23 protein-coding genes are annotated in these 25,743 nt (G+C 62.2%); 15 read left to right on the top strand and 8 right to left on the bottom strand.

The window, feature by feature from the left end; translation table 11 throughout:
* Positions 1–22: 22 nt before the first annotated feature.
* Positions 23–739 (top strand): DUF433 domain-containing protein, encoded by a 717-nt coding sequence (locus ACFE8X_RS07400; RefSeq protein WP_375450811.1) that lies wholly within the window; start codon positions 23–25, stop codon positions 737–739.
* Entirely contained in the window at positions 736–1,134 is a 399-nt protein-coding gene (locus ACFE8X_RS07395) for a hypothetical protein (RefSeq protein WP_375450810.1), read from the top strand. Before ACFE8X_RS07400 ends, ACFE8X_RS07395 begins: the two co-directional genes overlap by 4 nt.
* A 6-nt stretch (positions 1,135–1,140) precedes the next feature.
* Here the strand turns inward: ACFE8X_RS07395 and ACFE8X_RS07390 are convergent, their stop codons facing one another.
* Positions 1,141–1,788, bottom strand: coding sequence for a LysE family translocator (locus ACFE8X_RS07390; protein WP_375450853.1), 648 nt, complete (start codon positions 1,786–1,788; stop codon positions 1,141–1,143).
* Between the two features lie 112 nt (positions 1,789–1,900).
* On the opposite strand from ACFE8X_RS07390, the gene ACFE8X_RS07385 reads away from it, so the two are divergent.
* The 8 genes from ACFE8X_RS07385 to ACFE8X_RS07350 all read left to right on the top strand — a co-directional run bounded on the left by ACFE8X_RS07385 (position 1,901) and on the right by ACFE8X_RS07350 (position 12,839).
* Positions 1,901–3,124 (top strand): argininosuccinate synthase, encoded by a 1,224-nt coding sequence (locus ACFE8X_RS07385; protein WP_375450809.1) that lies wholly within the window; start codon positions 1,901–1,903, stop codon positions 3,122–3,124.
* A gap of 129 nt (positions 3,125–3,253) precedes the next feature.
* Entirely contained in the window at positions 3,254–5,383 is a 2,130-nt protein-coding gene (locus ACFE8X_RS07380; RefSeq protein WP_375450808.1) for a putative bifunctional diguanylate cyclase/phosphodiesterase, read from the top strand.
* A 206-nt stretch (positions 5,384–5,589) separates the two neighbouring features.
* Positions 5,590–6,249, top strand: a complete 660-nt coding sequence (locus tag ACFE8X_RS07375; protein WP_375450807.1) for a ferritin-like domain-containing protein — start codon at positions 5,590–5,592, stop codon at positions 6,247–6,249.
* A 12-nt stretch (positions 6,250–6,261) separates the two neighbouring features.
* Positions 6,262–6,921: a ferritin-like domain-containing protein gene (locus ACFE8X_RS07370; protein ID WP_375450806.1), complete on the top strand. Its 660-nt coding sequence runs from the start codon at positions 6,262–6,264 to the stop codon at positions 6,919–6,921.
* 443 nt (positions 6,922–7,364) lie between these two features.
* Positions 7,365–9,179: a translational GTPase TypA gene (typA, locus tag ACFE8X_RS07365; RefSeq protein WP_375450805.1), complete on the top strand. Its 1,815-nt coding sequence runs from the start codon at positions 7,365–7,367 to the stop codon at positions 9,177–9,179.
* Positions 9,180–9,363: 184 nt separating this feature from the next.
* Positions 9,364–9,972 carry a DedA family protein gene (locus ACFE8X_RS07360; protein ID WP_375450804.1) on the top strand — a complete coding sequence of 203 codons (609 nt, stop codon included), beginning with the start codon at positions 9,364–9,366 and terminating at the stop codon, positions 9,970–9,972.
* A 131-nt stretch (positions 9,973–10,103) separates the two neighbouring features.
* On the top strand, positions 10,104–10,400 hold the full coding sequence (locus tag ACFE8X_RS07355; RefSeq protein ID WP_375450803.1) for a YggT family protein: 297 nt from the start codon (positions 10,104–10,106) through the stop codon (positions 10,398–10,400).
* 303 nt (positions 10,401–10,703) lie between these two features.
* Positions 10,704–12,839, top strand: a complete 2,136-nt coding sequence (locus ACFE8X_RS07350; RefSeq protein ID WP_375450802.1) for a sodium-translocating pyrophosphatase — start codon at positions 10,704–10,706, stop codon at positions 12,837–12,839.
* Between the two features lie 136 nt (positions 12,840–12,975).
* On the opposite strand, the gene ACFE8X_RS07345 is transcribed toward ACFE8X_RS07350, so the two are convergent.
* The 3 genes from ACFE8X_RS07345 to ACFE8X_RS07335 form a co-directional block, all read right to left on the bottom strand.
* Entirely contained in the window at positions 12,976–13,596 is a 621-nt protein-coding gene (locus ACFE8X_RS07345; protein ID WP_375450801.1) for a hypothetical protein, read from the bottom strand.
* An 85-nt stretch (positions 13,597–13,681) separates the two neighbouring features.
* Entirely contained in the window at positions 13,682–14,188 is a 507-nt protein-coding gene (locus ACFE8X_RS07340; RefSeq protein WP_375450800.1) for a DUF488 family protein, read from the bottom strand.
* A 1,356-nt stretch (positions 14,189–15,544) separates the two neighbouring features.
* Positions 15,545–16,459: an NmrA family NAD(P)-binding protein gene (locus ACFE8X_RS07335; RefSeq protein WP_375450799.1), complete on the bottom strand. Its 915-nt coding sequence runs from the start codon at positions 16,457–16,459 to the stop codon at positions 15,545–15,547.
* A 176-nt stretch (positions 16,460–16,635) separates the two neighbouring features.
* On the opposite strand from ACFE8X_RS07335, the gene ACFE8X_RS07330 reads away from it, so the two are divergent.
* The gene (locus ACFE8X_RS07330) at positions 16,636–17,112 is read left to right on the top strand and encodes a VOC family protein (RefSeq protein WP_375450798.1); all 477 of its coding nucleotides are present in this window, start codon (positions 16,636–16,638) and stop codon (positions 17,110–17,112) included.
* Positions 17,113–17,162: 50 nt separating this feature from the next.
* On the opposite strand, the gene ACFE8X_RS07325 is transcribed toward ACFE8X_RS07330, so the two are convergent.
* Genes ACFE8X_RS07325 through ppa form a run of 3 tightly spaced genes read right to left on the bottom strand, consistent with a single transcriptional unit; the run spans position 17,163 to position 18,567 of the window.
* On the bottom strand, positions 17,163–17,360 hold the full coding sequence (locus ACFE8X_RS07325; protein WP_375450797.1) for a hypothetical protein: 198 nt from the start codon (positions 17,358–17,360) through the stop codon (positions 17,163–17,165).
* A gap of 52 nt (positions 17,361–17,412) precedes the next feature.
* Positions 17,413–18,027 carry a chloramphenicol phosphotransferase CPT family protein gene (locus tag ACFE8X_RS07320; protein ID WP_375450796.1) on the bottom strand — a complete coding sequence of 205 codons (615 nt, stop codon included), beginning with the start codon at positions 18,025–18,027 and terminating at the stop codon, positions 17,413–17,415.
* Positions 18,028–18,033: 6 nt separating this feature from the next.
* Positions 18,034–18,567, bottom strand: a complete 534-nt coding sequence (gene ppa, locus ACFE8X_RS07315) for an inorganic diphosphatase (RefSeq protein WP_375450795.1) — start codon at positions 18,565–18,567, stop codon at positions 18,034–18,036.
* A 118-nt stretch (positions 18,568–18,685) separates the two neighbouring features.
* Between ppa and ACFE8X_RS07310 the strand changes: the two genes are divergently transcribed.
* Positions 18,686–19,255, top strand: a complete 570-nt coding sequence (locus tag ACFE8X_RS07310) for a hypothetical protein (protein WP_375450794.1) — start codon at positions 18,686–18,688, stop codon at positions 19,253–19,255.
* A gap of 9 nt (positions 19,256–19,264) precedes the next feature.
* Here the strand turns inward: ACFE8X_RS07310 and ACFE8X_RS07305 are convergent, their stop codons facing one another.
* A complete protein-coding gene (locus ACFE8X_RS07305) occupies positions 19,265–19,696 on the bottom strand; it encodes a TerB family tellurite resistance protein (protein WP_375450793.1) in 432 nt (143 codons plus the stop codon).
* 233 nt (positions 19,697–19,929) lie between these two features.
* On the opposite strand from ACFE8X_RS07305, the gene ACFE8X_RS07300 reads away from it, so the two are divergent.
* From ACFE8X_RS07300 to ACFE8X_RS07290, 3 genes are read left to right on the top strand one after another with little or no spacing between them, the layout of a single operon-like run.
* Positions 19,930–20,733 carry a hypothetical protein gene (locus ACFE8X_RS07300; protein ID WP_375450792.1) on the top strand — a complete coding sequence of 268 codons (804 nt, stop codon included), beginning with the start codon at positions 19,930–19,932 and terminating at the stop codon, positions 20,731–20,733.
* Positions 20,624–22,297, top strand: a complete 1,674-nt coding sequence (locus ACFE8X_RS07295; RefSeq protein WP_375450791.1) for a DNA polymerase Y family protein — start codon at positions 20,624–20,626, stop codon at positions 22,295–22,297. Before ACFE8X_RS07300 ends, ACFE8X_RS07295 begins: the two co-directional genes overlap by 110 nt.
* A gap of 14 nt (positions 22,298–22,311) precedes the next feature.
* A complete protein-coding gene (locus tag ACFE8X_RS07290; RefSeq protein ID WP_375450852.1) occupies positions 22,312–25,743 on the top strand; it encodes an error-prone DNA polymerase in 3,432 nt (1,143 codons plus the stop codon).

Below are 25,743 nucleotides of genomic sequence, written 5' to 3'. Positions count from 1 at the left end.
CCACTTTCCCCCTGCTAACAATATGAGCTATCCTTTCACAATGCATCACGATGCAAATCAGCACCAAATCATTGGTACCGGCACCTACACAGTGGCGGAAGCAAGAAAATTGTCCGGCGTTCCAACGACTCGTATCAACCGCTGGTTGCGGGGCCGCGCCCGACACCATCATGATAAGATCGTTCACGACGAGCCGCTGTGGGCGGCACAATTGCCATCGTTTGAGGGACGTCTGTATCTCGGGTTTCGAGACCTCATTGAATTACGGATGGTCGAAGCTTTCCGTCGCCAGAAAATATCGTTGCCTTACTTGCGTAAAGTTGTCCAAGCCGCTCGCGATATCATCGGCGATACGCACCCATTCTCAACATCGGCGTTCAAAACAGATGGTCGCCGCCTGTATTTTGAGGTCATTTCCAAGACTGACGAGCCCCGGCTTATTGAAGTTCTCAGTGGGCAGCACGTCTTCCACTCGATCGTCTCCGTTGGTCTCAAAGATGTTTGGTTTGCGGATGGAGTAGCTTCTTTATGGTTACCCGAAGCTGGCAATGGCGAGGTCGTCATTGATCCAGCGCGATCGTTTGGTGCTCCGGTTCTGCGGCGCTATGGAGTGCCGACAATCACCATCTTCGAAGCAGTCTTGGGCGGGCGAAGTGTGACACAGGTCAGCGCCGATTTCGAAATCGATCAAAAGTCGGTTCGAGCCGCGATGGCATTCGAAAGCAAAATCGCGGCGTGAAACTGCTGTTCGACCACAATGTGTCGCCCAAGGTTGCAAGGGCGGTTCACGAGTTGATCAGAGCAGATTTTTCCGAAGCCGCCGCCCTGCGCGATAAATTTCCACCAGACACAGCGGACTCGGACTGGATAAGCCAACTCGGCCGGGAGAAGGGTTGGGCGGTCGTGTCAGGTGACCGGCGGATTGCCAAGAACAAAGCCGAACGTGCCGCATGGCTTCAAACCGATTTGGTCGGCTTCTTTATGGAACCGTCACTGACAGCTCTCGACCCACTGCAACAAACCGCTCGTTTATTGTTCTGGCTTCCGCTGATGGGGGCTCAACTCAAACTTATCAGCGGCCCCGCACTGTTCTCGCTGCCACTCAAAGCCACGTCTCGAATGAGGCAACTTTAGCGCAGGTTATTTCCGCCCTTCGGCCAAAAGGATCGTCGCGGCGAAGGCGGTGAACACACTCGCGAAGGTCCAGTTCAGGGCGCGGCTCACCCAGACATTGGTTTGCAGCACGCCCGCCAGTTTTTCGGCGGCGAGCACCATGGCGATCGCGAGCGGGATGGAGACGAGGATGAACTCGGCGCCCAGGAAAAACAGTTTGGCGGGTGCTGCCGCGTCATGGCGATCGACGAACTGGGGCAGAAAGGTCATGAAGAACAGCAGCACCTTGGGGTTGAGCAGGTTGATGCCGACCCCGGTGGCAAAGCTTTCGCCCAGCGTTGGCATGCGGGCGGCGCGGGCGGCCAGCCGCAAGCCGCCGCCATGCATGATGGCCTGCCAGGCGAGCCACAGCAGATAGACAGCGCCGGCGATCTTGAGCAGCCAGAAGGCGGTGGGCGCGGCGACGATCAGCACCGAGATGCCCAGGGCGACCAGGGTGGTGTGCACGACGATGCCGGTCATGGCGCCGGCGGCGGTGGCAAAACCATGGGCGCGGCCGTAATTGATGGTGCGCGACATCTGCAGCGCCATGTCGGGCCCGGGGGTGATGGCGAGCACGAAGGCGGCCAGCGCGAAGGCCAGGATGACGGGCAGGTCGGGCACGAAAGCGGGCATGATGGCCTGAAAGAAATTGCGTGCGGACAATTGCACGCGCCAGCGCACCTGACTAGGGTGCGCCCGATTTACGGCCCGCTGGCGGGTGTTCGAGGACAAGCGCAGAAGAGCAATGGCAAAAGACATCAAGAAAATCGTGCTGTCCTATTCGGGCGGGCTCGACACGTCCATCATGCTCAAGTGGCTGCAGGAGCATTACCAGGCCGAGATCATCACCTTCACGGCCGATCTGGGCCAGGGCGAGGAACTCGAGCCGGCGCGCCGGAAGGCCGAGATGTTCGGCATCAAGGACATCCGCATCGTGGATGTGCGCGAGGAGTTCGTGCGCGATTTCGTGTTTCCGATGTTCCGCGCCAATACGCTCTATGAGGGACAATACCTGCTTGGCACCTCGATCGCCCGTCCGGTCATCGCCAAGCATCTGGTCGAGATCGCGCGCGAAACCGGGGCCGACGCGATCGCCCATGGCGCCACCGGCAAGGGCAATGACCAGGTCCGGTTCGAGCTGACCGCCAATGCCCTGATGCCGGACCTCAAGGTGATCGCGCCCTGGCGCGAATGGGAGTTGCGCAGCCGCACCGCGCTGCTGGCCTATGCCGAAAACAACCAGATCCCGATTGCCAAGGACAAGCGCGGCGAGGCGCCGTTCTCGGTGGATGCCAACCTGCTGCATACGTCCTCGGAGGGCCTGGTGCTGGAAGATCCGGCGGTTCCGGCGCCCGACTACGTGGCGCAGCGCACCGTCGATCCCGAGCAGGCGCCCGATACGGCCGAAATCATCACCATCGGCTTCGAGAGGGGCGATCCGGTCTCGGTCGATGGGGTGACGCTGTCGCCGGCCAGCCTTCTCACCCGGCTGAACGAATTGGGCGGCAAGCATGGCGTGGGGCGGCTGGACCTGGTGGAAAACCGTTTCGTCGGCATGAAGTCGCGGGGGCTCTACGAAACGCCGGGCGGCACGATCCTGCTGGTGGCGCATCGCGGCATCGAATCGATCACGCTGGACCGGGGCGAGGCGCATCTCAAGGATGAGCTGATGCCCAAATATGCCGAGCTGATCTATAACGGTTTCTGGTTCGCGCCCGAACGCGAAATGCTGCAGGCGCTGATCGACAAGAGCCAGCAATTCGTGACCGGGGAGGTCAGCGTCAAGCTTTACAAGGGCAGCGCCTCGGTGATCGCGCGGACCTCGCCCTATTCGCTCTATTCGATGGACCTGGTCACGTTCGAGGAAGGCGCGGTGGCCTATGACCACAAGGATGCCGAGGGCTTCATCCGCCTCAACGGGCTGCGCCTCAAGACCTATGCGGCGCGCAATCGCAAGGCGGGACGCTGAACCGGGCAAGGGGCGCCGCTACCCCTTGCCATGCGCAGTTCACCCGATGGTTTTAAGCCCGCATTAAGCGGGGGTCGATAGCGTGTCATCCCAGCGTCATGCAGAATGCACAGGCGGGAGACGGATCGGGTGCGGGCAGAAGACGCTGGCAGCTTGAACGACATGGGCGAAGCCCTGCTACTCGACGCAGCGCTCGAGAGCATTCCTTATGGCTTTTGCGTCTGGTCGCCGCAGTTCCGCCTGGTGATGTGGAACAAGAACTACCGCGATATCTATGGGTTTCCCTTGTCGGCGCTGCGCCGGGGGATGACGCTGGAAGAGGTGGTCGACCTGTCGACGCGGCTGGGCAACCATCCCGATCTCAGTCCCGGCGCGTTTTACGAGACCTATACCAGTGACCTGTTGGCCAACCAGAGCGGGGCCCGTGCCAAAAGCCAGGAAGTGGTGCAGGGCGGGCGCGTCATCGAAACGGCCCATGTGTACTCGTCCAATATCGGCTGGGTGGTCACGCACGAAGATGTGACCGAGGCGATGGCGCGCACCGAACTGGTGCAAAAGCGCAAGCTGGAGCTGGAACGGCAGAACATCCGGCTGGATGCGGCGGTCAACAATATCAGCCAGGGCCTGTGCATGTTCGATGCGCGCGGGCGACTGGTCATCTGCAACCAGCCCTATGTCAAGATCTACAACCTGCCCGAAAAGATGATCAAGCCGGGCACCCAGCTCGAGGATATCCTGGGCCATCTGTTCGATGTGGGGATGAGCGCCGGCGGCACGCGCGAGGATTATATCACCTGGCGGCGCGAGGTAATCGCAGCGGGTGAATATGGCAAGAATATCCACGAGCTCAATGGCCGCACCATCATGATGCAGCACCATCCGATGAAGGACGGCGGCTGGGTCTCCACCCATGAGGATATTACCGAGCAGCGCCAGAACGAGGCGCGCATCCGCCATCTGGCGCGCCATGACGGGCTGACCGACCTGCCCAATCGCATCGAGTTCCTCGAGCAGATGGCCAAGGCCGAGGCGGGGCTGGCGCGGGGCGAAATGGCGGCGGTGCTCTATATCGACCTTGATCATTTCAAGGCGGTCAACGACACGCTGGGCCATGCGGTGGGCGACGAGGTGATCAAGCAGGCTTCGGCGCGGCTCTGGGGCACGACGCGCGAAACCGATATCCTGGCGCGGCTGGGGGGCGACGAGTTCGCGCTGCTGATGCGCCCGGTCGAGGATGCGGCCGATGCGGCGCGCGTCGCCGATCGCATCATCAAGTCGATCGCCGCCCCGTTCATGATCGGGGGCAAGCAGATCGAAATCGGCGCCAGCGTCGGCATCGCCGTGGGTCCGGGCGACGGCACCGCCACCGATACGCTGGTCAAGAATGCCGACCTGGCGCTCTACAAGGCCAAGAGCGAAGGCCGCTCGACCTATCACTTTTTCGAAGCCGGCATGGATGCCGTGCTGCAATTGCGCCGCTCGATCGAGGGCGGGTTGCGCCTGGCGCTGCAGCGGCACGAATTGCGGCTGGTGTATCAGCCGCTGCTGGGCCTGGCCACCAACCGGGTGACGTGCGTGGAGGCGCTGCTGCGTTGGGACCATGGCGAGCACATGATTTCCCCGGCCGAATTCATTCCCATTGCCGAGGAAACCGGGCTGATCGTGCCGATCGGGGAATGGGTGCTGCGCCAGGCTTGCCTTGTGGCGGCGAGCTGGCCGGGCAATGTGCGCATCGCGGTCAACCTGTCGCCGGTGCAGTTCAAGAACCGCGACCTGGTGGCGCTGGTCAAGTCGGCGCTGGCCGATGCCAAGCTGCCGGCCAAGCGGCTGGAGCTGGAAATCACCGAATCCCTGCTGCTGGCCGATAACGACACCACCCTCAAGGCGCTGCACGATCTGCGCGCCATGGGCGTGCGCATCTGCATGGACGATTTCGGCACCGGCTATTCCTCGCTGAGCTATCTGCGCAGTTTTCCGTTCGACAAGATCAAGATCGATCGCTCGTTCATGCGCGACCTGACCTCGCGGGGCGATAGCCTGGCCATCATCAAGGCAGTGATCGGGTTGGGGCAGAGCCTGGGCATGTCGACCACCGCCGAGGGCGTCGAAACCGAAGCGCAACTCGAAATGGTGCGCAGCCAGGGGTGTGACGAGGTGCAGGGCTTCCTGTTTTCGCCCCCGCTGCCGCCGGCCGCCCTGGCCAATCTCTTGCACAGCGAAGCCGCCAGCCGCCACACGCGGCATAAAAAAGCGTCTTGAGCCGCCGCGATATCAGGAATTTGCAGCGGCGCGCGCCAACGCGCTTGCGTAGGCCAAGTTCCGCGATTGCGCGGATTTCCGATGACGGACTAGCGTGTGTTAATGCCGTAACCAAGATGAAACTTACCCCGTTTGAGCCCGTAACTGATCGCAAGCGTCAGTCAAGCCAAGCCGCAGGTTGACCCCTGCATCACGGGAGATTTCAGATGGAAATCGCACTCAATACCGCCCGACGCCGCCTCCTTAAATGGGGTGGTGCCGCTGCCGCGACTGTTGCCGTATCGGGTGCCTGGTTGCCCAATTTCGGCATATCGGCCGCTCTCGCCGCCGATCTTGGCGAGGGCGACGTCGGCGTTCTGAATTACGCCTATGCGCTCGAGCAGCTCGAGGCGGCCTTCTATACCCAAGTGATCGCCACGCCGTTCTCGAGCATGCAGCAAAACGATCAGGTCATCCTGACCTCGATCCGCGACCATGAAATCGCCCATCGCGATTTCCTCAAGAAGGCCTTGGGCCGCAATGCTATTGGCGATCTCGAGGTGGACTTTTCGGCCGTCGATTTCGGCAGCCGCCGCAGCGTCCTGGGCACGGCGGACGTGTTCGAAAACCTGGGCGTCGCCGCCTATAACGGGGCCGGCCAGTTGATCGAGAATGTCGACTACCTGGCTGCTGCCGGCTCGATCGTCTCGATCGAGGCACGCCATGCCGCCGCCATCGCCGATCTGCTCAAGCCCTATAGTGCCGACTCCGTGGGGCGCGGCCATGTCGATGCCAAGGGCCTCGATGGGGCCCTGCTGCCGAGCCAGGTGCTGCCGCAGGCGGCGCCGTTCATCAAGACTCCCGTCACCGCCAATTCGCTCGCGTAAGGATCGCACAAAATGAACGACCATAATTTTGTTCTAAGCGAGATCGAACCCGAACTCGCCGATACCATCGTCGCGGGCCGTCGCGATATCTTCGCCCGTTATGCCAAGCGGGCCGGTTTTCTGGCCAGCGCTCCCCTGGTGCTGGCGCTCGCCTCCAACCAGGCGTTCGGGCAGGCTTTGCCCAAAAAGATCGAGGACGTGCTCAACTTCGCGCTGACGCTGGAATATCTCGAAGCGGCGTTTTATGAGGCCGGCAACACGGCAGGCGGGCTGATCCCGTCCAAATACCGGACCGTGTTCCGCACCATCGGGCAGCACGAAACCGCCCATGTCAAGCTGCTGCAAAGCGTGCTCGGCGCGGCGGCGGTAGCGGCGCCCAACGTCGATTTCACCGCCGGCGGGCAGTATGCCGACGTGTTTTCCAACTTCGATACCTTCCTGACCCTCAGCCAGACCTTCGAGGACCTGGGTGTCGCCGCCTATAAGGGGCAGGCGGGCAATCTGATCGGCTCCAACGAGGTCCTGACCGTGGCGCTGCAGATCCACTCGGTGGAAGCGCGCCATGCCTCCGAAGTGCGCCGCATCGGGCTCAAGCTGGGCTGGGACGGCGCCTTCGACAAGCCGCTGAGCAAGTCGGCCGTGCTGGCTGCGGCCACGCCGTTCCTGGCTTAAGCGCAGGCCGGACGGTTCGCCGCGCCCTGCACCGGGCGCGGCGTTTTTGTGCGTGATGTGGGATGGGCGTGTGGCATTTCGCTGTCTCACCTCGCCCCTCCGGGGAGAGGTCGGCGCGCAGCGCCGGGTGAGGGGTGCGATGTCGAAGCTCGCCCCTCACCCGCGACGACCCGCTTGCAGCGGCTCGTCTTGCCCTCTCCCCATAGGGGCGAGGGGACCAAGGAGCCGCAAGCCTTGAGAACCGGTCAGTCCCTCGCAACCCACCTCTGCGTGCCCGGCGCTTGTGGAAAACGCGGTTCTGCTGTAAGGCAGCCCCAACTGCGCCAGTTCTCTTGTTTTCGCGAGGGGCGGCGCCATGTTATTCCTGCATGGTTCAGCCGTTTTGCGCCGCCCCCTTTCGCGGCGCAAGGTTTTGGGATCATGCCAAAGAGGCTCGATTCCCTATGTCTTTGCGCAATATCGCCATCATTGCCCACGTTGACCACGGCAAGACCACGCTGATCGACGTCCTGCTCAAGCAGTCCGGCTCGTTCCGCGAGAACGAGCGCGTCGAAGAGCGCGCCATGGACTCCAATGATATCGAGCGCGAGCGCGGCATCACGATCCTTGCCAAGGTCACGTCCCTGCTCTGGAAAGACACGCGCATCAATATCGTCGACACCCCCGGCCATGCCGATTTCGGCGGTGAAGTCGAGCGCATCCTGTCCATGGTCGATGGCGTGGTGATCCTGGTGGATGCCGCCGAAGGCCCGATGCCACAGACCAAGTTCGTGCTCGGCAAGGCCTTGGCGCAGGGCCTGCGCCCGATCGTTGCCATCAACAAGATCGACAAGGCCGACGAGCGGCATCTCGAAGTGCTCGAGGAAATCTTCGATCTGTTCATCGCGCTGGACGCGACGCCCGAGCAGCTCGATTTCCCGGTGCTCTACGGTTCGGCCAAGCAGGGCTGGATGAGCGAGCAGCCCGAAGGCCCCAAGGACAATCTGGGCCCGCTGCTCGACAAGGTCATCGACTACGTCAAGGAACCCAAGGTCGAGGACGGCCCGTTCCGCATGCTGGTCACCACCATCGAGCGCAACCCGTTCCTGGGCCGCATCCTGACCGGCCGCATCTTTTCGGGCGTCGTCAAGGCAGGCGATGCCATCCATACGCTCAACCGTGAGGGCAAGATCGTCGAAAAGGGCCGCGTCTCCAAGGTCCTGGCTTTCCGTGGCCTTGAGCGCACGCCGGTCGATATCGGGGAAGCCGGCGATATCGTCGCCATTGCGGGCCTGGAAACCTCGACCGTGGCCGATACCATTTCGGTGCCGCAGAACATGACGCCGCTGGCGTCCAAGCCGATCGATCCCCCGACCCTGTCGGTGACCTTCCGCATCAATGACGGCCCGCTGGCCGGTCGCGAAGGCGACAAAGTGCAGTCGCGCGTAATCCGCGAGCGCCTGATGCGCGAAGCCGAAGGCAATGTCGCCATCAAGGTGACGCCCGGCGACGACAACGACTCTTTCGACGTGGCCGGCCGCGGCGAATTGCAGCTGGCCGTCCTGATCGAAAACATGCGCCGCGAAGGCTTCGAATTGACCATCGGGCGCCCCAAGGTGCTGATGCGCGAAGTCGATGGCGTCAAGATGGAGCCGATCGAGGAAGTCATCATCGACGTCGATGACGAATATACCGGCACCGTCGTGCAAAAGATGACCGAGCGCAAAGGCGATCTGGTCGAAATGCGCGCCTCCGGCATCGGCCGCACCCGCATTCGCCTGCATGTCCCAACCCGGAGCCTGATCGGCTACCAGCCCGAATTGCTGTCCGATACCCGCGGCACCGCCATCTTCAACCGCCTGTTCTATGAATTCGCCCCGTTCAAGGGCGACCTGCCGGGCCGTCGCACCGGCGTTCTGATCTCCAACGGCACCGGCCAGTCCGTGGCTTTCGCCTTGTGGAACCTGGAGGATCGCGGCCCGATCATGATCGACTCGGGCGTCGATATCTATGAAGGCATGATCATCGGCGAGCACTCGCGCGAGAACGACCTCGAAGTCAACGCGCTCAAGGGCAAGCAGCTGACCAATATCCGCACCACCTCCAAGGACGAAGCGGTGCGCCTGACCACGCCCAAGAAGCTGACGCTGGAGCAATCGCTGGGCTATATCGCCGAGGACGAATATGTCGAGGTGACCCCCAAGTCGATCCGCCTGCGCAAGATCTGGCTCGACCCCAACGATCGCAAGCGCGCCATGCGCGGGGCCAAGGTCGGCTGAGGCTGAACTTCGCTTTTCGGGCGCTAACACCCCCTCCCAGCCTCCCCCATCAAGGGGGAGGTGTCTGCCGGTGGGTTGAACTGGATCGAGCTCCATGAGTGGAGAGAAACCTCCCCCTTGATGGGGGAGGTAGGAGGGGGTGGCCGTTTAGTCCCGATCCGCGTCCAAATCCCAGGAGCATCCCATGAGTGAATGGATCATCGGCTTCGTCACCCAATGGGGCTATCTCGGGATTTTCCTGATGATGGTGGCCGAAAACATCTTTCCCCCCATTCCGTCCGAGCTCATCATGCCGTTCGCCGGCTTTGCCGCGGCCAATGGTGATCTCAATGTCGTCGGCGTGGTGATCGCCGGCGTGCTCGGCTCGCTCTTGGGCACCTTTGCCTGGTATGCCGCAGCGCGGCTGCTGGGGCTCGAGCGGTTCCGGCGGTTGTGCAACCGCTTCGGGCGCTTCGCCACCATTTCCGAGGATGACATCGACAAGGCCGTGCATTGGTTCGCGCGCTATGGCCAATGGGCCGTGCTGCTCGGGCGGCTGGTGCCGGCGATCCGCACGCTGATCTCGGTGCCGGCGGGGCTGGCCGCCATGCCCTTGTGGAAATTCCTCATCGTTTCGGCCATCGGCACGACGATCTGGACCGCCTTCCTCACCGCTGCCGGCTACCTGCTGCACGAGCATTACGACGCCGTCGCGGGCTGGGTCGATCCCGTCTCCACCGCCGTCGTCGCCGTCGCCATGGTGATCTATGTCTGGCGCTTCGTGACGTGGAAACCCATCAAGACGATCGGCTGATCCGGCGCTGCGCAACAGCATGCCCTGGCCGGCTTCAGGCGCTCAATCGCCGCACTTGTGAGTTCGGCAAAGCCGCCTTACATACGGCCACAGTGCGGCTGCCGCGGGCGTCGACGACACAGGGGACCTTAATGATCGCTTTGCTGCAGACCCTCTCCATGGTGCTGACCCTGGTCTGGTGGGTGTTTCTCATCATGATCATCATGAGCTGGCTGATATCGTTCAACGTCATCAATACCCGCAACGGGTTCGTCGCCGGGCTGTGGCAGGTGGTCAACGCCATCACCGAGCCGATCCTGCGCCCGATCCGCCGCGTGATCCCGCCGGTCAACGGGTTCGACCTGTCGCCGATCATCGTCTTCATCATCATCTTCTTTCTGCAGTCGTTCATCGCCAACGACCTGCCGCGGCTGTTGCGGCTGTACTAGGGGCGCGGTGGCACGTCCTCGTGGTTCGAGGGTCGGCTATGCCTCCCGCCTCACCATGAGGACTACTCACACACCGGCTATTCGCCAGTAGCCCTCATGGTGAGGCGCGAGCTCTTGCGAGCCTCGAACCACGAGGGCGTGGTACACACGCCGCCGCGACAAAACATCGCAATTCCCATTGCTTAAGCCAAAACAATCCCGCTAAGCTCGGCAGACGAGAAGGCCCGCGAAGGGCCGGAGCGACCGATCCCAGAATCGGCGCCCGGCGGGGACTTCGGAGGACCCTAGTTTGAGGACAAGTCTATGACTTTGGCATTGTGGCTGATCGTCGTGTGCGGCGGTCTGTCTATCGTTTATGGCGTGATCACCACGCAAGCCCTGCTGGCGGCCGATGCGGGTTCGGCGCGGATGCAGGAAATTTCGGCGGCGGTGCGCGAGGGCGCCTCGGCCTATCTCAAGCGGCAATATACCACCATCGCCATTGTCGGCGTGGTGATCCTGATCGCCGCATTCTTTCTCCTGGGCATCTATGCCGCCATCGGTTTCCTCCTCGGCGCGGTGCTGTCGGGCGCCGCCGGGTTCATAGGCATGAACGTTTCGGTGCGGGCCAACGTGCGGGTGGCGCAGGCGGCCACGACCTCGCTGGCCAAGGGACTGGACCTGGCGTTCAAGTCCGGCGCGGTTACCGGCATGCTGGTGGCGGGGCTGGGCCTTCTGGGCGTCACGCTCTATTTCATGATCCTGACCGGCATGGGCGTTGCGCCCATCAGCCGCACGGTGATCGATTCGCTGGTGGCGCTGTCGTTCGGCGCCTCGCTGATCTCGATCTTTGCCCGGCTGGGCGGGGGCATCTTCACCAAGGGCGCCGATGTGGGCGGGGACATGGTGGGCAAGGTCGAGGCCGGCATTCCCGAGGACGATCCGCGCAATCCCGCCACCATTGCCGACAATGTGGGCGACAATGTCGGCGATTGCGCCGGCATGGCGGCGGACCTGTTCGAAACCTATGTGGTCACCATCGTCGCCACCATGGTCTTGGCGGCGATCGTCTTGCCCGAGGCCTACAAGCTGGCCGGCATGGTCTTGCCGCTGGCGATCGGGGGCGCCTGCGTCGTCACCTCGATCATCGGCACCTATTTCGTCAAGCTGGGGCCCTCCAACAACATCATGGGCGCGCTCTACAAGGGCATCATCGCCACCGGCGTGCTGTCGCTGATCGTGCTGCTGCCGGTGCTGGCGCTGGTGTTCGGCGATCTCAATGCGGCGCTGGGCACGGCGGAAAAGGCGTTCACGCCCTGGTCGCTGTTCTGGTGCGGCGTCACCGGCCTTGCCATTACCGGGCTGATCATCGTCATCACCGAATATTATACCGGCACCAATCGGCGCCCGGTCAATTCCATCGCCGAGGCCTCGGTCACCGGGCACGGCACCAATGTCATCCAGGGCCTGGCGGTCTCGCTGGAATCCACCGCGCTTCCGGCCCTGGTCATCATCGCCGGCATCATCATCACCTATAATCTGGCGGGCCTGTTCGGCATCGCCTTTGCCGTCGCCACCATGCTGGCGCTGGCCGGCATCGTCGTGGCGCTCGACGCGTTCGGGCCGGTCACGGATAACGCCGGCGGCATCGCCGAAATGGCCGGGCTCGACAAGGACGTGCGCCGCAATACCGATGCGCTCGACGCGGTGGGCAATACCACCAAGGCGGTCACCAAGGGCTATGCCATCGGCTCGGCGGGCCTGGGCGCGCTGGTGCTGTTTGCCGCCTATACGCAGGATCTGCAATATTTCGTCGCCGAGGCGGCCGAAGGCAGCTTCTTTTACGGCATGGCGGCGGTCAATTTCTCGCTGGCCAATCCTTACGTCGTCGTCGGCTTACTGTTCGGAGGCCTGTTGCCCTTCCTCTTTGGCGGCATGGCGATGACGGCGGTGGGCCGGGCCGCGCAATCGGTGGTGGTGGAAGTTCGCCGCCAGTTCAAGGCCGATCCGGGCATCATGGCAGGCACGTCCAAGCCCGATTACGCCAAGGCCGTGGACATGCTGACCCAGGCCGCCATTCGCGAAATGATCGTGCCCTCGCTCCTGCCGGTGCTCTCGCCCATCGTGGTCTTTGCCGTCATCTTCTGGATCGCCGGCCGCGCCGAGGGCTTCGCCGCGCTCGGCGCCATGCTGATGGGCGTCATCGTCACCGGCCTGTTCGTCGCCATCTCCATGACCGCCGGCGGCGGCGCCTGGGACAACGCCAAAAAGAGCTTCGAAGACGGCTTTACGGACTCGCACGGCGTGGTGCACCACAAGGGCGGCGATGCGCACAAGGCCAGCGTGACGGGGGATACTGTTGGTGATCCGTACAAGGATACGGCGGGACCGGCGGTGAACCCGATGATCAAGATTACCAACATTGTGGCCCTGCTGCTGTTGGCGGTGTTGGCGCATTAGGGGTAAGCGATGATCCACGTCTTTCCAGCGGAGAGGTCGGCGCGCATTGCCGGATGAGAAGCTTGGATCAACCGGAATGATAAGGCCCGGGCTGGCGTTCGGGCTTTCGTTTGCAATATGCCTATCTGTTGATAGGCTATATTGGTAAGGCTATCTGATTGCTGTCGTCGACCCGCAACACACCAAGCAATTGCCAAGTTTGGGGTCGTTTGGCTTGATTGCCTACTGCGAAGACCATTCCACGCTTTACATAATCAACATTAAAAACTTGGTCCATCCAGCCAAGTACTTCTTTCTCGGATTGGCCGCGCTGCCGACCCAAGAAGTACATTGCATGGGCCTCCCAATCTCCGTTAGAAAAATCGTGATTAGATTCAGCATCTGAGAACTTGAATCTAAAGTCGAAGGGGGTAGGTTCTAACGCTGCCAGGTCTTCGTCAAAGAAAGAAGACTGGGAAGCCGCTAACTTGTATGTGTTTCGCTCCTGCCCTATTTGTTCCTCAGTTTTTCGCTTGTACACGAAACGGGGGTTTATAGGCCTTATCAAGGCCAGAGAGTCGCCTCGTTCCGCCGCGCTCGTTATCGAAGATAGAACAAGCGGATTTAGGATTTTAGCTCGCTCAGATTTTGGCATTTCCTTTCCAACGACGATGCTATCTTCAAATACTCGACAGCTTTCTCGCCGTTGATCGTGCGGTGGCCTGCCGTATTTGAAATCGACATAATCCCACCGTTTGAAAGTGGCAGCTTCTTTCAAGTGCCTAAATCTAATCGGGTATAGTCTTTTAAATTGGCCTTCGGGCGTTACACCAGCACAGCATACAGTTTCGCCATGTTTGGAACTACGCTGCGGCAACGCCTTCACGAGGATTGTAACTCGGCAACTTTGCAGCGTTCCGGATGTATCGCTCGGGATCATCGGCAAAAAGATGGAAGGTTTCGAAATCTGTCAATGTTTCCGTCACAAGTGACCGGTGACAGGTCTTTGGGTCGCGTTCGAAGCAAAGCAAGCATGTAGGCTTTTCTCCTGCAGCCACGGCCAGAGATTTCGTGGCTGTTCGAGCTGCCTCAGAATCAAGATGACCTAAATATATCGCGCGAAATTCATCCAGCAAGCCGGCCTTTGCTGCTTCTCTGCCCGCTTTTGGATCGCCAAGGTCGATGAAATGACGGTATTCAATACCTTCCACCTCTAGCCGAGACGCCAGAGATTTTTTGGAAAAGCCCTTCTTCCTAGATAGTGCAACAGCTCGTACATCTACGAGGCATTGAACACCCACCGTCTTTAACGTTGCGACAAAACGCTCGATGTCCGTTCCTTCGTATCCCACCGTGTATATAACGCTCATGGTGTTCCTGGTGTTTCTGAATGAGTTCCTCAACCAAATGAGCCTGTCTTGAGTTGGTTCGTACAAATTTGATCGCCGTATGAGAATCCTACGGAAGGGTTTGCAGAAAAGAAACGGGCGACATTGGTCGAGCTACATTTTTTTCGACGGCGTACCATCAATGGCACCATGGCAGTACGTTGCTCATTGTTAATCTTGACGGCTTGATATCCACTGGCCCCAACCTCCCCCTTGCGGGGAGGGAAGCGAGATAGGACCTAGCTTCAGCTAAGTCCGTGATCGAGCAAGGTGGGGGATGGTTTAGCCCTGATGGATCGGGCCAAACTTCCCGCACCCTTGATCTCTCCCCGCAAGGGAGCGTGCCGACTAAAGTGTTCTTATCCGGCGCCCTGAGCGCCTCACCCACGGAGCCTACCCTCGCCCCTTGAGGGAGAGGGACAGACCTGACGCGTTCAGCGGAAGGTCAGGGTGAGGGGTGCTGCGCCATCCCATGCTTTGATGCTTGCAGTAAGCGACCCCTCATCCGCCCTTCGGGCACCTTCTCCCTCAAGGGGAGAAGGGGGGCGACGACTAGGGTCAGCGGTTGAGGTTTGGACACATCCACTGGTGGAACCTTCCCCCCTGTGGGTACGATAGGACTTAACGTTGCTCAGTCCGGGAGGCTCCGTCGCCAATGCCCTCCCACCCACGGTGTCATTCCGGCGCAGGCTGGAACCCATCCCGAGATATTGCCACTGCCGCGAGGTCGTGGTGAGGAACGAGCGATCCTGCCACGTCCTCGTGGTTCGAGGGTCGCTGCGCTCCCACCTCACCATGAGGACTACTGGGAAATCGCGATTTATAAGTAGCCCTCATGGTGAGGCGCGAGTGCTTACGGGCCTCGAACCACGAGGGCGTGCCCCTTTCGCCATTCGCGCATGGCTCGCATGGCCTTGCTTGCTCAAATCGCTCCACTGGAGCGATTTGCCCTGCGGGCCGCTCGCAAGTCCCCCTTATCCCCGCCCCCTCCGCCTGCGCCTACACTCCCCCCCATTGCCCATGCCAGAGCGCGATCATGACGAGTGATGAGCGTGGGAACAGCCGGGGAGCCTGGGTCGCCAGGGTCCCGCATGGACGCCGACAACCAGCCGGGATGGCGGGGGTGGCGATCGGGGCAAGGTGCGTCCTGCCGGATCGTCGTTGCCGTTGATAAATCCGGCCCGCAAGGGTGGCTGCTCGAGGCGCATGCGCAAAATCCCGGCGCGATGGCGAGACCCGAGTTTCACCTTATCGCGGTTCTACCCGCTTCGAGACTTTGGTCTCGCCATTGCCGCTCGATCCGAACCGCCCGGCTTGCCGCGCGGCGCTGGCGTGCGCCTAGCCGCCGTTCTGCCGCGCCAGCATGCCGGTCGCCAGGTCGCGCACCGTGGTCCAGGTGATGGTGGGAAAGCGGGCATTGTCGATGGGGTTGAGCTTGGCTTTGCCGCTCATCATGTTGCGGGTGTATTGCAGTTGCTGCCAGCGGGGGAATTGCTCGGTTTCCCCGCCCGGATCGGCGGCGCGGGTGGTGGCGATGGCCTGGCCCAGATCCTCGATGCTGCCGGCGCGCACCAGCGTGAACGGGGTTCCGGTCAATTGCTCGCCCAAGGCGGCCAGACCCGACGGGCTGATCTGGTCGCCCGCCACCCGCACATAGCGCTGTGCCTGCGGGTCGAGCGCGGCCAGTGCCGTTGCCATGGCGGTATCGTCCATGGTGGTCAGATCGAACATCTGGTCGGGCTCGCCCCAATAGGTGACGCTGTGGGTCTTGAGGTCGAACAGGGGCATGCCATAGGCCAGAAGGTCCATGAACATGCCATTGAGCACCGATACAGGCTCGATCGGGGCGGCATCCACAATGGCGGCGAATTCGCGCCGCATGTCGAAATTGCGGTTGGGTTCGTCGGCCGTGCGGGTGAAATCGGCGGCGTAGTCGGAGGGAACGAAGCGCCTGACGCCGGCGGCCACGGCCGCCTCGAGCAGATCGGTCTGGGTGTCCACGATCACCTCGCGCAGGCCCTGCAGCGCCGAGATGACCACGTCGGCGCCCCGGAGCGCTGCCTGCAGTTGCCGGGGATCGGCCAGGTCGACCTTGACGATGGTGCAGCCGCTCGCGGACAGGCGCTCCAGCTTGTCCTCCCCCGTATCGGGCCGCACCAGCGCCCAGACCTGGGCATCGTTGCGGCGCAGGGCTGCGGCGATGCGCCCGCCGAGATTGCCGGTGGCGCCGGCCAGTGCAATGGTGGATGTCATGATGCGTCCTCATGGTTTGCCCTGCAACGCCGGGACGACGGGCAGGTTGCCTTGCGGCGCTGGTTCCGGGCAGCAGGAGATCATTATTGTGGAATAATCTGCCGTGACACCCTTGTATTAGCGATAATATGCCGTAAAACTCACCGCAGGGCCACGATGGCGCAAGGGAGAAGACCATGGGTGCGTTTCAAACGCTGGGACATATCAATTTCAAGACGCGGGATCTGGCGGCCTCGATCGCGTTTTATGAAACGCTGGGGTTCAAGCTGTTTCTCGAACTGACCGACGAGGACCACAAGCCCTGGATCGTCTATCTCAAGTTCGACGACAAGCTCTATCTCGAGCTGACGGGGGGCGGTGTCGCGCGCTCGCCGGGGCCGGAGCCGACCGGGTTCAACCACATGTGCATCACCGTCGATGATATCGAGGCGGCGGTGCGCGAACTGGACGCGGCCGGCATCGTGCTGATGAACCCGCTCAGTGACAAGAAGGGGCTCGACAACAATCGCGGCGCCTGGGTGGAAGATCCCGATGGCAACCGCATCGAATTGATGGAAATGGCGCCCGATTGCGTGCAGTACGATGCGATCAAGGCGTTCAATGCCGGCAAGGGCGTGACCAGCCTGGTGCGGCCGGTCAATCCGCGCACGTAACCGAAGTTATCCCCGGCAAGGGCAGGCGTGCGAGCATCCTGCCCCTGGCCCTAGATGCCGGGCCGGCGATGGCGCAGGTTGATCCAATAGAGCACGACAAGCCCGACGATAAACAGTGCCATGCCGATATAGAGCCATTGGCTCTGGCCGGACATGACGCTGCCGGCCAGCACATTGGCGCCTTGCAGCGTCCACGTCCCCCCCAGCAGCAGGCAGACGATCCCGACGATATTGCCCAGTATTTTCATGACGCGCTCCAGTGTTGGGCTGACGATGCGCCTGCGCCGGGATGCCGGCAAGTCACAATCGGGCCAGGCGCTCGAATGCGCTGGGCCGCGACGGGCCGGCCTCCAGCGCCTGGCCGATCAACCGGGCCGCCGTTTCAGGCCGCATGTGCGCGGTATCGAGCGTCAGATCGTAGATGCCGGGGACGTGCACCGCCTCCTGCCATTGCCGCACCGGGGCCGGCACGTCGGGGCCGCTGGCGTAAAAGCCATCCTGGGGATCGCTGTTGCGCCGCGCCATGATGACTTCGATGGGGCAGTGTACGCCGACAAACAGCACCGGCAGGCCTGCCAATTGCCGGGCACATCGGGGCAGGATGCCGAGCGGGGCGGAATACGCGTCGTGATGACCCAGATCGGCGACGACATCGAGGCCAAGCCGCGCATGGGCGGCGATGCTGGCATAAAGGGCGCTATAGAGCCGGGGCAGGAGCGGTTCCAGATCGGGCCGCTCGCCGCCGGGGCGCAGGCCGATGCCGGGGCGCAATTGCGGCGGGGTCGCCTTGGCGTAGATATCGACGCCCAGATTGATCCAGATGCCGGGCAGGCCGGCCTGGATCGCTGCGGCGATGGAGGATTTGCCCGAGCGCGGCGCGCCATTGAGAATGACGATGCGGCCCGGCGCGCTCATCGGGCGCTATCGGCCCCTGGCATGCATGGCGATGGAGTCGAGAATGACCTTCTTGGCATCCTCATAGCCGCCGACATGGGAAATCTTGGCCCATTTGCCGGGCTCCAGGTCCTTGTAATGGGTGAAGAAATGCTTGACCCGCTCGACCTGGATGGCCTGCATATCGCCGACATCCTTGACGTGGTCATACATGACGGTGAGCTTGCTGACCGGCACCGCCAGGATCTTTTCGTCCTGGCCGCCATCGTCTTCCATGAACAGCACGCCGAAGGGGCGGCAGCGCACCACCGCGCCGGGCACCAGGGGCCGCGAATTCATGACGATGACGTCGAGCGGATCGCCATCGCCGCACAGGGTATGGGGCACGAAGCCGTAATTGCCGGGATAGCGCATGGGGGTATAAAGGAAACGATCAACGAACAGCGCGCCCGAGGCCTTGTCGATCTCGTATTTGATCGGCTCGCCGCCCATGGGCACTTCGATGATGACGTTGAGATCGTCGGGCGGGTTCTTGCCGGTGGGGATGGCGTCGATGTTCATGGCGTGTCAGCTCCCGTTGATGCGGATGGCGCGCGTGTGGCCGCGTTCTGCCTATCTGGAGCCGCAAATGCAAGCCATATTGGGCCGACAATGCTATCGAACGAGGAGAAAACCGGCCATGAGCCAGACAATCGCGGTGCTGTCCAGCCTGGTTCTGGCAGGCTTTGCCGGCATGGCGCAGCCGACCCTTGCGGCGTTCAACAGCGCCTATAGCGATATCGACCTGGACCAATGCCTGGTGCTGGATGCCGATGATTTCGGCGCCAGCTGGGCCTGCCCGGGCTATAAGGGCTATCCGCTGATGGTGACGGAGGGCGATCTGCGGTTCAGCCTGGCCTATGGCTTCAATGTCGACAAGGAGCCGGCCCGCAACCAGACGCTGGCGCCGTTCAACCATCTGGGGCCAAAGCTGGAATGGCGGCTCAGCAATGCCAAGGGCCGCTGGCTGCCGGTGGCCACCATTGCCCGCTATTTCACCGCCGATATCGAAACCGGAGAGGACAAGGGGCAGGTGCTGGTGGTGACCCAGCTGGTCGAGGGCAATAGCTGCCACATCGCCTATATCGATGCCCTGGCCAATACGGATGCCAACGATCTGGCGCGCCAGGCCGCCGACACGGCGGGCAGCTTCGATTGCGCCAGGGACGAGATCGAAACCATCGGCAAGTTCACGGCCTGGGAGCCGTGACGGGGTTTTTCAGGCCTTGCCGATGCGGTTGCGCAGCACGGTGCGGTCGCGCGCCGAAACGCCGATCAGTTCGGCAATGCGCCAGACCATGTTGTCCTCGAGCTCGTGATTGGCCTTGTCGGCAAACACCACCTGCCACATCATGGCGATGATCTCGATGCGGTCATCGGCCTCCAGCGACGACAAAGCCGAGGTGAATTTATAAAAATCCACCGATTCGGCATCGCGGAGGGCCGCCTCCCGGACCAGGCGCTCCACCGCGCTCTCGTCGAGCTCGTAATGGTTCTGCAAGGCATCCTTGATCGCCTGGCGCTCCTCGTCCTTCATCTGCCCGTCCACCGCCGCCAGATGCACCAGCAGCGCCGCCACGGCAAGCTTGGGATCGTGGACCGAAAGACTGGCCTCGGGCTTTTGAAACAGACGGGACAGGGCCTCGAACATGGCAGGGCCTTCTGGATGAGCGGCAAGGGACGATGGTGAAGCGCACCGGGGAGGTGGGCACCATTCAGAGTTAGCAGCCCGCCCGATTTCCTCAATGGGCTGCGAGAGCTGTCACGCGGTCTTGACCGGCTTTGGTGCGCAACCGCCACACCGGAGGCAGAACAAAGGACTCGACTCCATGCAGAATCGGAGTCTAGATGTTCCTGTTTTGTTCATGAGGAAGGTCCAGGGTCATGGACGCGCCCAACCGCCAACAGCGCCTTGCCGCGCTGCGGGATAGTATTGCCGATATCGAGCGCAAGCCGGCCTTGGCAGAGGCGCGGGTCCGGGTATCGGACACGGCAGAAGGCTTTCCGGCGCTGGCTGGAGGTTTGCTGCAGGAGGTGTTTACCCCAGAATTGCGCAATGCCGGCGTTCCCCTGGGCTTTGCCCTGGGCCAGGCAAGGGGTCTGCTGACCGAGCAGCGGATTGCCGTCATCTACCTGCAATTGGCTGGTGAATCCCAGCAATTGGGTGTTCCTTATGGACCGGGCCTCTTGAGCTTCGGGTTTCATCCTGATGCCCTGGTGCTGGTGCGGCCGGCCAGCATGGCCGAATTGCTGTGGGCGGCCGAGGAGGCCTTGGCCTGCCGGGCCGTGGCGGCCGTGGTGGCCGATATCAGCCGCCATTCCAGACTGCTCGATTTCACCGTCAGCCGGCGGTTGAGCCTGCGGGCCACGGACACTGGCGGCTCGATTTTCATGTTGGGCTATGGCAGCGAACGGCAGGCGAGTGCGGCACATTTGCGCTGGTGCCTGTCGCCGGTGCCCAGTAGCCGGCGGCTCTACGATGGCGCGGCGCCAGGGCCGCTGCGATGGCGAGCGCAACTGGAGAAGGGCACGCTGATCAAACAAACCGAATATATGCTGGGTTGGACGGAAAATGGATTTGCAGCATTCGCTCCTCAGCCCCGTCATACAGGCCGCAACGGTTCCGGCCCGGCGCTTCCTCGTGCTGTTCCTGCCTACCTGGCCGACCGATTTTTTGAAACGGCATGATGGCCAGCTCAAGGCGCCGTTGGCGCTTTACGAGCGGATCAAGGGCGGGCTGCGCCTCGTCGCAGTCGATGCGGAAGCGGCCGGCAAGGGGCTCAGCGTGGGGCAGAACCTGGCCGATGCCCGCGCCATGGTGCCTGAACTGACCGTCAGGGAAATCGACCGGCCAATGCTGGAGGCGGCATTCGCCGATTTTGCTGATTGGCATTCCAATGCCAGCCCCCTCGTCGCGGTGATGACCGATATTGCCGGTTCGGGCGATCTGGTGCTCGATATTACCGGCGTCGCGCATTTGTTCACCGGCGAAAGGGCCATGCTGGCCATGCTGCTGACCCGGTTGCGCGACCTGGGCTACACGGTTTGCGGCGCGGTTGCGCCGACAATCGGCGCCGCCTGGGCCGTCAGTCATTTTTCCCGCAGCCAGGTGGTCGGGCCGGCCGCTCTGGAGCCTATGCTCGATCCCTTGCCGGTTGCGGCCCTGCGGCTGTCATCGGCGCAGATTAGCGCGCTCACGCAGATGGGGCTCAAGAGCGCGGGTCAATTGCGCCTTCGCGAGCGCAAGGGATTGCAGGCCCGCTTTGGGGTAGCACTGCTACAACGGCTCGATCAGGCCTATGGCGTGCTGGAAGAGCGCATGACGCCACGCCTGCCGCTGGCCGAACGTCATGCCGAACGTCGCTTCGCCGATCCGATCGGACTTATGGACGATGTGCTGATGACCACGCATGACCTGGCTATCCAGCTCGCCATCCGGCTGGACAGCGAGGGTCTGGGCGGGCAGGCGTTCCACCTGTTCCTTTATCGGGTCGATCACAAGGTGATGACGCTCTCGGTCAATTCGGCGCGGTTGACGCGCGACCCCGAGCACATCACCAAGCTCTTCAGCAATCGCTCGGAACGGCTGGCAGGCGAATATGATGCGGGCTTCGGCATCGACATGATCCGGCTGGCAGTGAGTTCGGTGGCGCCACTGGACGCCGTCCAGCTCGGCGCCTTTGCCCATGGTGGCGTGGCCGAGGACCTTGATCGGCTCAATGACCGCATGAGCAGCCGGCTGGGTTCGCTGGCCGTGCTCAAGACGCACATGGTGGCCAGCCATATTCCCGAGCGAGCGGCACGGCTGGTGCCGGCTTTGGTGGCCAACACCGATCAACCCGGAGCGGGAGGGTGGCCGCAGCCGGTTCGCCCGCTGCGGCTGTTGCCAATTCCTGAAATGGTCGCGATCAATGCCGAAGTGCCCGAGGGGCTGCCGGCATCGATGATCTGGCGGCGTCAGAGCTACAAGATCGAAAAGGCATCGGGACCCGAACGGTTGGGTGCCGAATGGTGGCGCAGCAATCAAAGGCTGGAACTGGTGCCTCCCGAACCTCCCAGGCAGCCCGAGCCGGGCAAGAAGGCGGAACCGCCGCCCTATGTCCCTGAGCTTTTGCTGTTTCATCCCGATGCGGAGACGCGGGACTATTATGTGGTCGAGGACAAAGAGGGCCGCAGGTTCTGGATCTATCGGCATGGATTTCATCGTCGGGGCGAGCCGGCGAAGTGGTATCTGCACGGGATTTTTTCGTGACTTCGGTCATTCCCATGGAATCGAGCCGGCCGCGGTCCAGGATTGAACCGCCGGCCATCGCTTATGCCGAGCTGGTTTCCACCACCAACTTCTCCTTTCTGCGCAGCGGCTCGCATCCGCAGGAACTGGTGTCGGCGGCCATGCAGCTTGGCCTTGAGGCTTTCGGGGTCACCGACCGCAACAGCTTTGCCGGCGTGGTGCGCGGCTATGTCACCGCCCGCGAACTGCGGGCGGATTATCCCCTGTTCCGCTATCTGGTGGGCGTGCGCCTTTGCTTTGCCGACGGTACGCCCGATATCGTCGCCTACCCAACCGATCGGGTCGCTTATGGCCGGCTCTGCAAGCTGCTCACGGTGGGCAATCAGCGCGGCGAAAAGGGCAAACCGGTGCTGTATTTCACCGATCTGTTCGGTTCGGGCGATCCCGCTTCGGCCACCGAGCAGGGCCCCCCGGAAAATTATGCGCAGGACCAGCTCTTTATCCTCATGCCCGACGAAACGGATTGGGGCCTGACCGAACGGACGCTGCACACGCTCGCCACTCTGGCGCCTGGCCAGGCCTGGGTCGCCGGGGCGCCACGCTTTGATGGCCACGACCGGGCGCGCCTCAACAGGGTCGATGAGCTGGCCAAGCGCCACCGCGTCGCCATGATCGCTACCAACGACGTGCTCTATCACGAGCCGGACCGGCGCATGGTGCAGGATGTCGTCACCTGCATCCGCGAGCACCTGACGCTGGAAACCGCCGGCTGGCAACTTGCCGCCAATGCGGAACGGCATCTCAAGCCGCCCTATGAGATGGCCAGGCTGTTTCGCGAGCATCCCGATGCCATCGCCGAAACCGGACGCCTGATCGAGCGCATCGGCTTTTCGCTCGATCAGCTCAAATATAATTATCCCGAAGAAACCATCGGCAATGGCGAAACGGCGCAGCAGACGCTGGAGCGGCTGACCTGGGAGGGGGCGGTGAACCGATATCCCAAGGGCATTCCCGAAAAGATCAAGTGCAGCCTTTGGTATGAACTCTGCCTTATCGGCTACAAAGGGTATGCTGCCTATTTCCTGACCGTGCACGACATTGTCATGTATGCTCGTCATGAGCGCAAGATCATGTGCCAGGGGCGTGGTTCGGCAGCCAATTCCAGCGTTTGCTTCTGCCTGGGCATTACCTCGGTGGATCCCGACAAGCGGACCTTGGTCTTTGGGCGGTTCATTTCCACTGAAAGGAACGAGCCGCCCGACATCGATGTCGATTTCGAGCACGAGCGTCGCGAAGAGGTGATGGCCTATGTCTATTCCAAATATGGCGGTAAGCGCACCGGCCTGACGGCCAATGTCATCTGCTATCGCTCCAAGAGCGCCATTCGCGAAGCGGGCAAGGCGTTCGGGATTTCCGACGACGTCATCAATGCCTTCAACCAGCTGCATTGGGGTTGGGGATCCAGGCTCGATCTGGGCGGGGTCAGCGCTATCGGCCTTAATCCCGACGATCCGGTTCTGGCGCAGATGTTCGAGGTGGTCAAAGTCCTGCGCGGCTTTCCGCGCCACCTGTCCCAGCATGTGGGCGGTTTCGTCATCACGCGGGATTCGCTGGAAAGCCTGGTGCCCATCGGCAAGACGGCGATGGACAGCCGGATGATCATCGAGTGGAACAAGGACGATATCGACGCCTTGGCCATCCTCAAGGTCGATGTGCTGGCGCTGGGCATGCTGTCGTGCCTGCGGCGGGCGTTCGAATTGATGCATGTGCATTACGGCCAAAAGCTCGAACTCACCCAGTTGCTGGCTGAAGAAACGGACGAGGGGCCTTTCGACAAGGCGCGGGTCTATGCCATGGCGCAACGGGCCGACACGATCGGGGTGTTCCAGATCGAAAGCCGGGCGCAGATGTCGATGCTGCCCCGCCTCAAGCCTGCCCGCTTCTACGATCTTGTCATCGAGGTTGCCATCGTGCGGCCAGGGCCGATCCAGGGTGGCATGGTGCATCCCTATCTCAAGCGCCGCGACGGCACCGATCCCTGGCAGGCCAAGCCCGGCGATCGGCTTGACGAAGTTCTCAAGGAAACGCTGGGAATTCCCCTGTTCCAGGAGCAGGCCATGCAGATGGCCATCGTCGGGGCCGGCTTTTCGGACGGAGAGGCCGATCAGCTCAGGCGCGCCATGGCGTCCTGGAAACGGACTGGTACGATTGAAATTTTAGAGAAGCGCTTCATTGATGGAATGACCAAAAGGGAGAATGATCCCTATACGGTTGAATTCGCCGAGCGCTGCTTTGCCCAGATCAAGGGCTTTGCCGAATATGGCTTTCCCGAAAGCCATGCGGCGTCCTTCGCACTTTTGGTTTATGCCTCCTGCTGGCTCAAATGCCACTACCCCGATGTGTTCGCCACGGCGTTGCTCAATAGTCAGCCGATGGGGTTTTATGCGCCCTCCCAGATCATCCGCGATGCCATCGAACATGGGGTGGAGGTCCGGGGGGTGGATGTGAACCTGTCCGATCTGGAATGCGTCCTGGAGGAGAGCAGCCGTCCGGCGCGCGAGCATTTGTGGCCCCAGCATGCCTCGATGGTTGAGGATATCCACTCCAACAAGGCGATCCGGCTGGGTCTTGCCCATGCGATTGGCCTTGCCGATGCCGATATCAACCTGATCGTCGCCCGCCGTGGCGGCGGCTATGATTCGGTGCGCGATCTGTGGTTGCGCAGCCAGGTGTCCATAGCGGCGCTCGAAAAGCTGGCACGCGCCGATGCCTTTGCCTCGCTCGGCCTGTCACGGCGCGAGGCGCTGTGGGCGGTCAAGGGGCTGGTGGGCACGCATGGGGCCGATACGCTGCCCCTGTTCGAGGCGGCCGGCCGCCTCAAGACCGAGCGCGATGTCGAAACCAATCTGCCCCCCATGCTGCCGGGCGAAGAAGTGATCCACGATTATTCGACCCTGTCGTTCTCGCTCAAGGGGCACCCGCTGCAGTTCATCCGGCCGCTGCTGGATGAACGGGGCGTAACGCGGTCGGACAGGCTGATGCATATCAAGCCGGGCAGCCGCATCGCGGTGGCAGGGCTGGTGCTGGTGCGGCAGCGCCCGGGGACGGCAAGCGGGGTGATCTTTGCGACCCTCGAAGACGAAACCGGCATCGCCAATGTCGTGATCTGGCCGCATGTATTCGAGAAAAATCGCAAGATCGTCCTGGGTGCCCGCATGCTGGCCGTGCGCGGTCAATTGCAGCGGGAGGGGCTGGTGATCCACATCATCGCCGAGCAGCTGACCGACATGACGCCCCATCTGCTCGATCTGGCGCATGGGCAGGATATTGGCGATCGGGTGCTGGCGCGGGGTGACGAGGGCCGTTCGGGGCCGCATCCGGGACGCGACCGGCAGGCCTTGCTCCAGGTGGAGGCAGCACGGCGCGTCGCTTATGCCGCCATGCCGAGCGGGCGGAATTTTCATTGA

This window comes from uncultured Devosia sp. (genome assembly GCF_964244875.1).
Lineage (GTDB): Bacteria > Pseudomonadota > Alphaproteobacteria > Rhizobiales > Devosiaceae > Devosia.
This window is presented reverse-complemented; position numbering and strand designations above follow the sequence as displayed.

Bases quoted from the DNA above. Each gene is read 5' to 3' on its own strand.
- ACFE8X_RS07305 (WP_375450793.1), bottom strand. From the start codon at position 19,696: ATGTTCGAGGCCCTGTCCCGTCTGTTTCAAAAGCCCGAGGCCAGTCTT.
- ACFE8X_RS07370 (WP_375450806.1), top strand. From the start codon at position 6,262: ATGAACGACCATAATTTTGTTCTAAGCGAGATCGAACCCGAACTCGCC.
- ACFE8X_RS07300 (WP_375450792.1), top strand. From the start codon at position 19,930: ATGGACGCGCCCAACCGCCAACAGCGCCTTGCCGCGCTGCGGGATAGT.
- ACFE8X_RS07390 (WP_375450853.1), bottom strand. From the start codon at position 1,788: ATGCCCGCTTTCGTGCCCGACCTGCCCGTCATCCTGGCCTTCGCGCTG.
- ACFE8X_RS07350 (WP_375450802.1), top strand. From the start codon at position 10,704: ATGACTTTGGCATTGTGGCTGATCGTCGTGTGCGGCGGTCTGTCTATC.
- ppa (WP_375450795.1), bottom strand. From the start codon at position 18,567: ATGAACATCGACGCCATCCCCACCGGCAAGAACCCGCCCGACGATCTC.
- ACFE8X_RS07375 (WP_375450807.1), top strand. From the start codon at position 5,590: ATGGAAATCGCACTCAATACCGCCCGACGCCGCCTCCTTAAATGGGGT.
- ACFE8X_RS07400 (WP_375450811.1), top strand. From the start codon at position 23: ATGAGCTATCCTTTCACAATGCATCACGATGCAAATCAGCACCAAATC.
- ACFE8X_RS07355 (WP_375450803.1), top strand. From the start codon at position 10,104: ATGATCGCTTTGCTGCAGACCCTCTCCATGGTGCTGACCCTGGTCTGG.
- ACFE8X_RS07335 (WP_375450799.1), bottom strand. From the start codon at position 16,459: ATGACATCCACCATTGCACTGGCCGGCGCCACCGGCAATCTCGGCGGG.
- ACFE8X_RS07310 (WP_375450794.1), top strand. From the start codon at position 18,686: ATGAGCCAGACAATCGCGGTGCTGTCCAGCCTGGTTCTGGCAGGCTTT.
- ACFE8X_RS07290 (WP_375450852.1), top strand. From the start codon at position 22,312: ATGGAATCGAGCCGGCCGCGGTCCAGGATTGAACCGCCGGCCATCGCT.
- ACFE8X_RS07340 (WP_375450800.1), bottom strand. From the start codon at position 14,188: ATGAGCGTTATATACACGGTGGGATACGAAGGAACGGACATCGAGCGT.
- ACFE8X_RS07385 (WP_375450809.1), top strand. From the start codon at position 1,901: ATGGCAAAAGACATCAAGAAAATCGTGCTGTCCTATTCGGGCGGGCTC.
- ACFE8X_RS07360 (WP_375450804.1), top strand. From the start codon at position 9,364: ATGAGTGAATGGATCATCGGCTTCGTCACCCAATGGGGCTATCTCGGG.
- ACFE8X_RS07320 (WP_375450796.1), bottom strand. From the start codon at position 18,027: ATGAGCGCGCCGGGCCGCATCGTCATTCTCAATGGCGCGCCGCGCTCG.
- ACFE8X_RS07325 (WP_375450797.1), bottom strand. From the start codon at position 17,360: ATGAAAATACTGGGCAATATCGTCGGGATCGTCTGCCTGCTGCTGGGG.
- ACFE8X_RS07330 (WP_375450798.1), top strand. From the start codon at position 16,636: ATGGGTGCGTTTCAAACGCTGGGACATATCAATTTCAAGACGCGGGAT.
- typA (WP_375450805.1), top strand. From the start codon at position 7,365: ATGTCTTTGCGCAATATCGCCATCATTGCCCACGTTGACCACGGCAAG.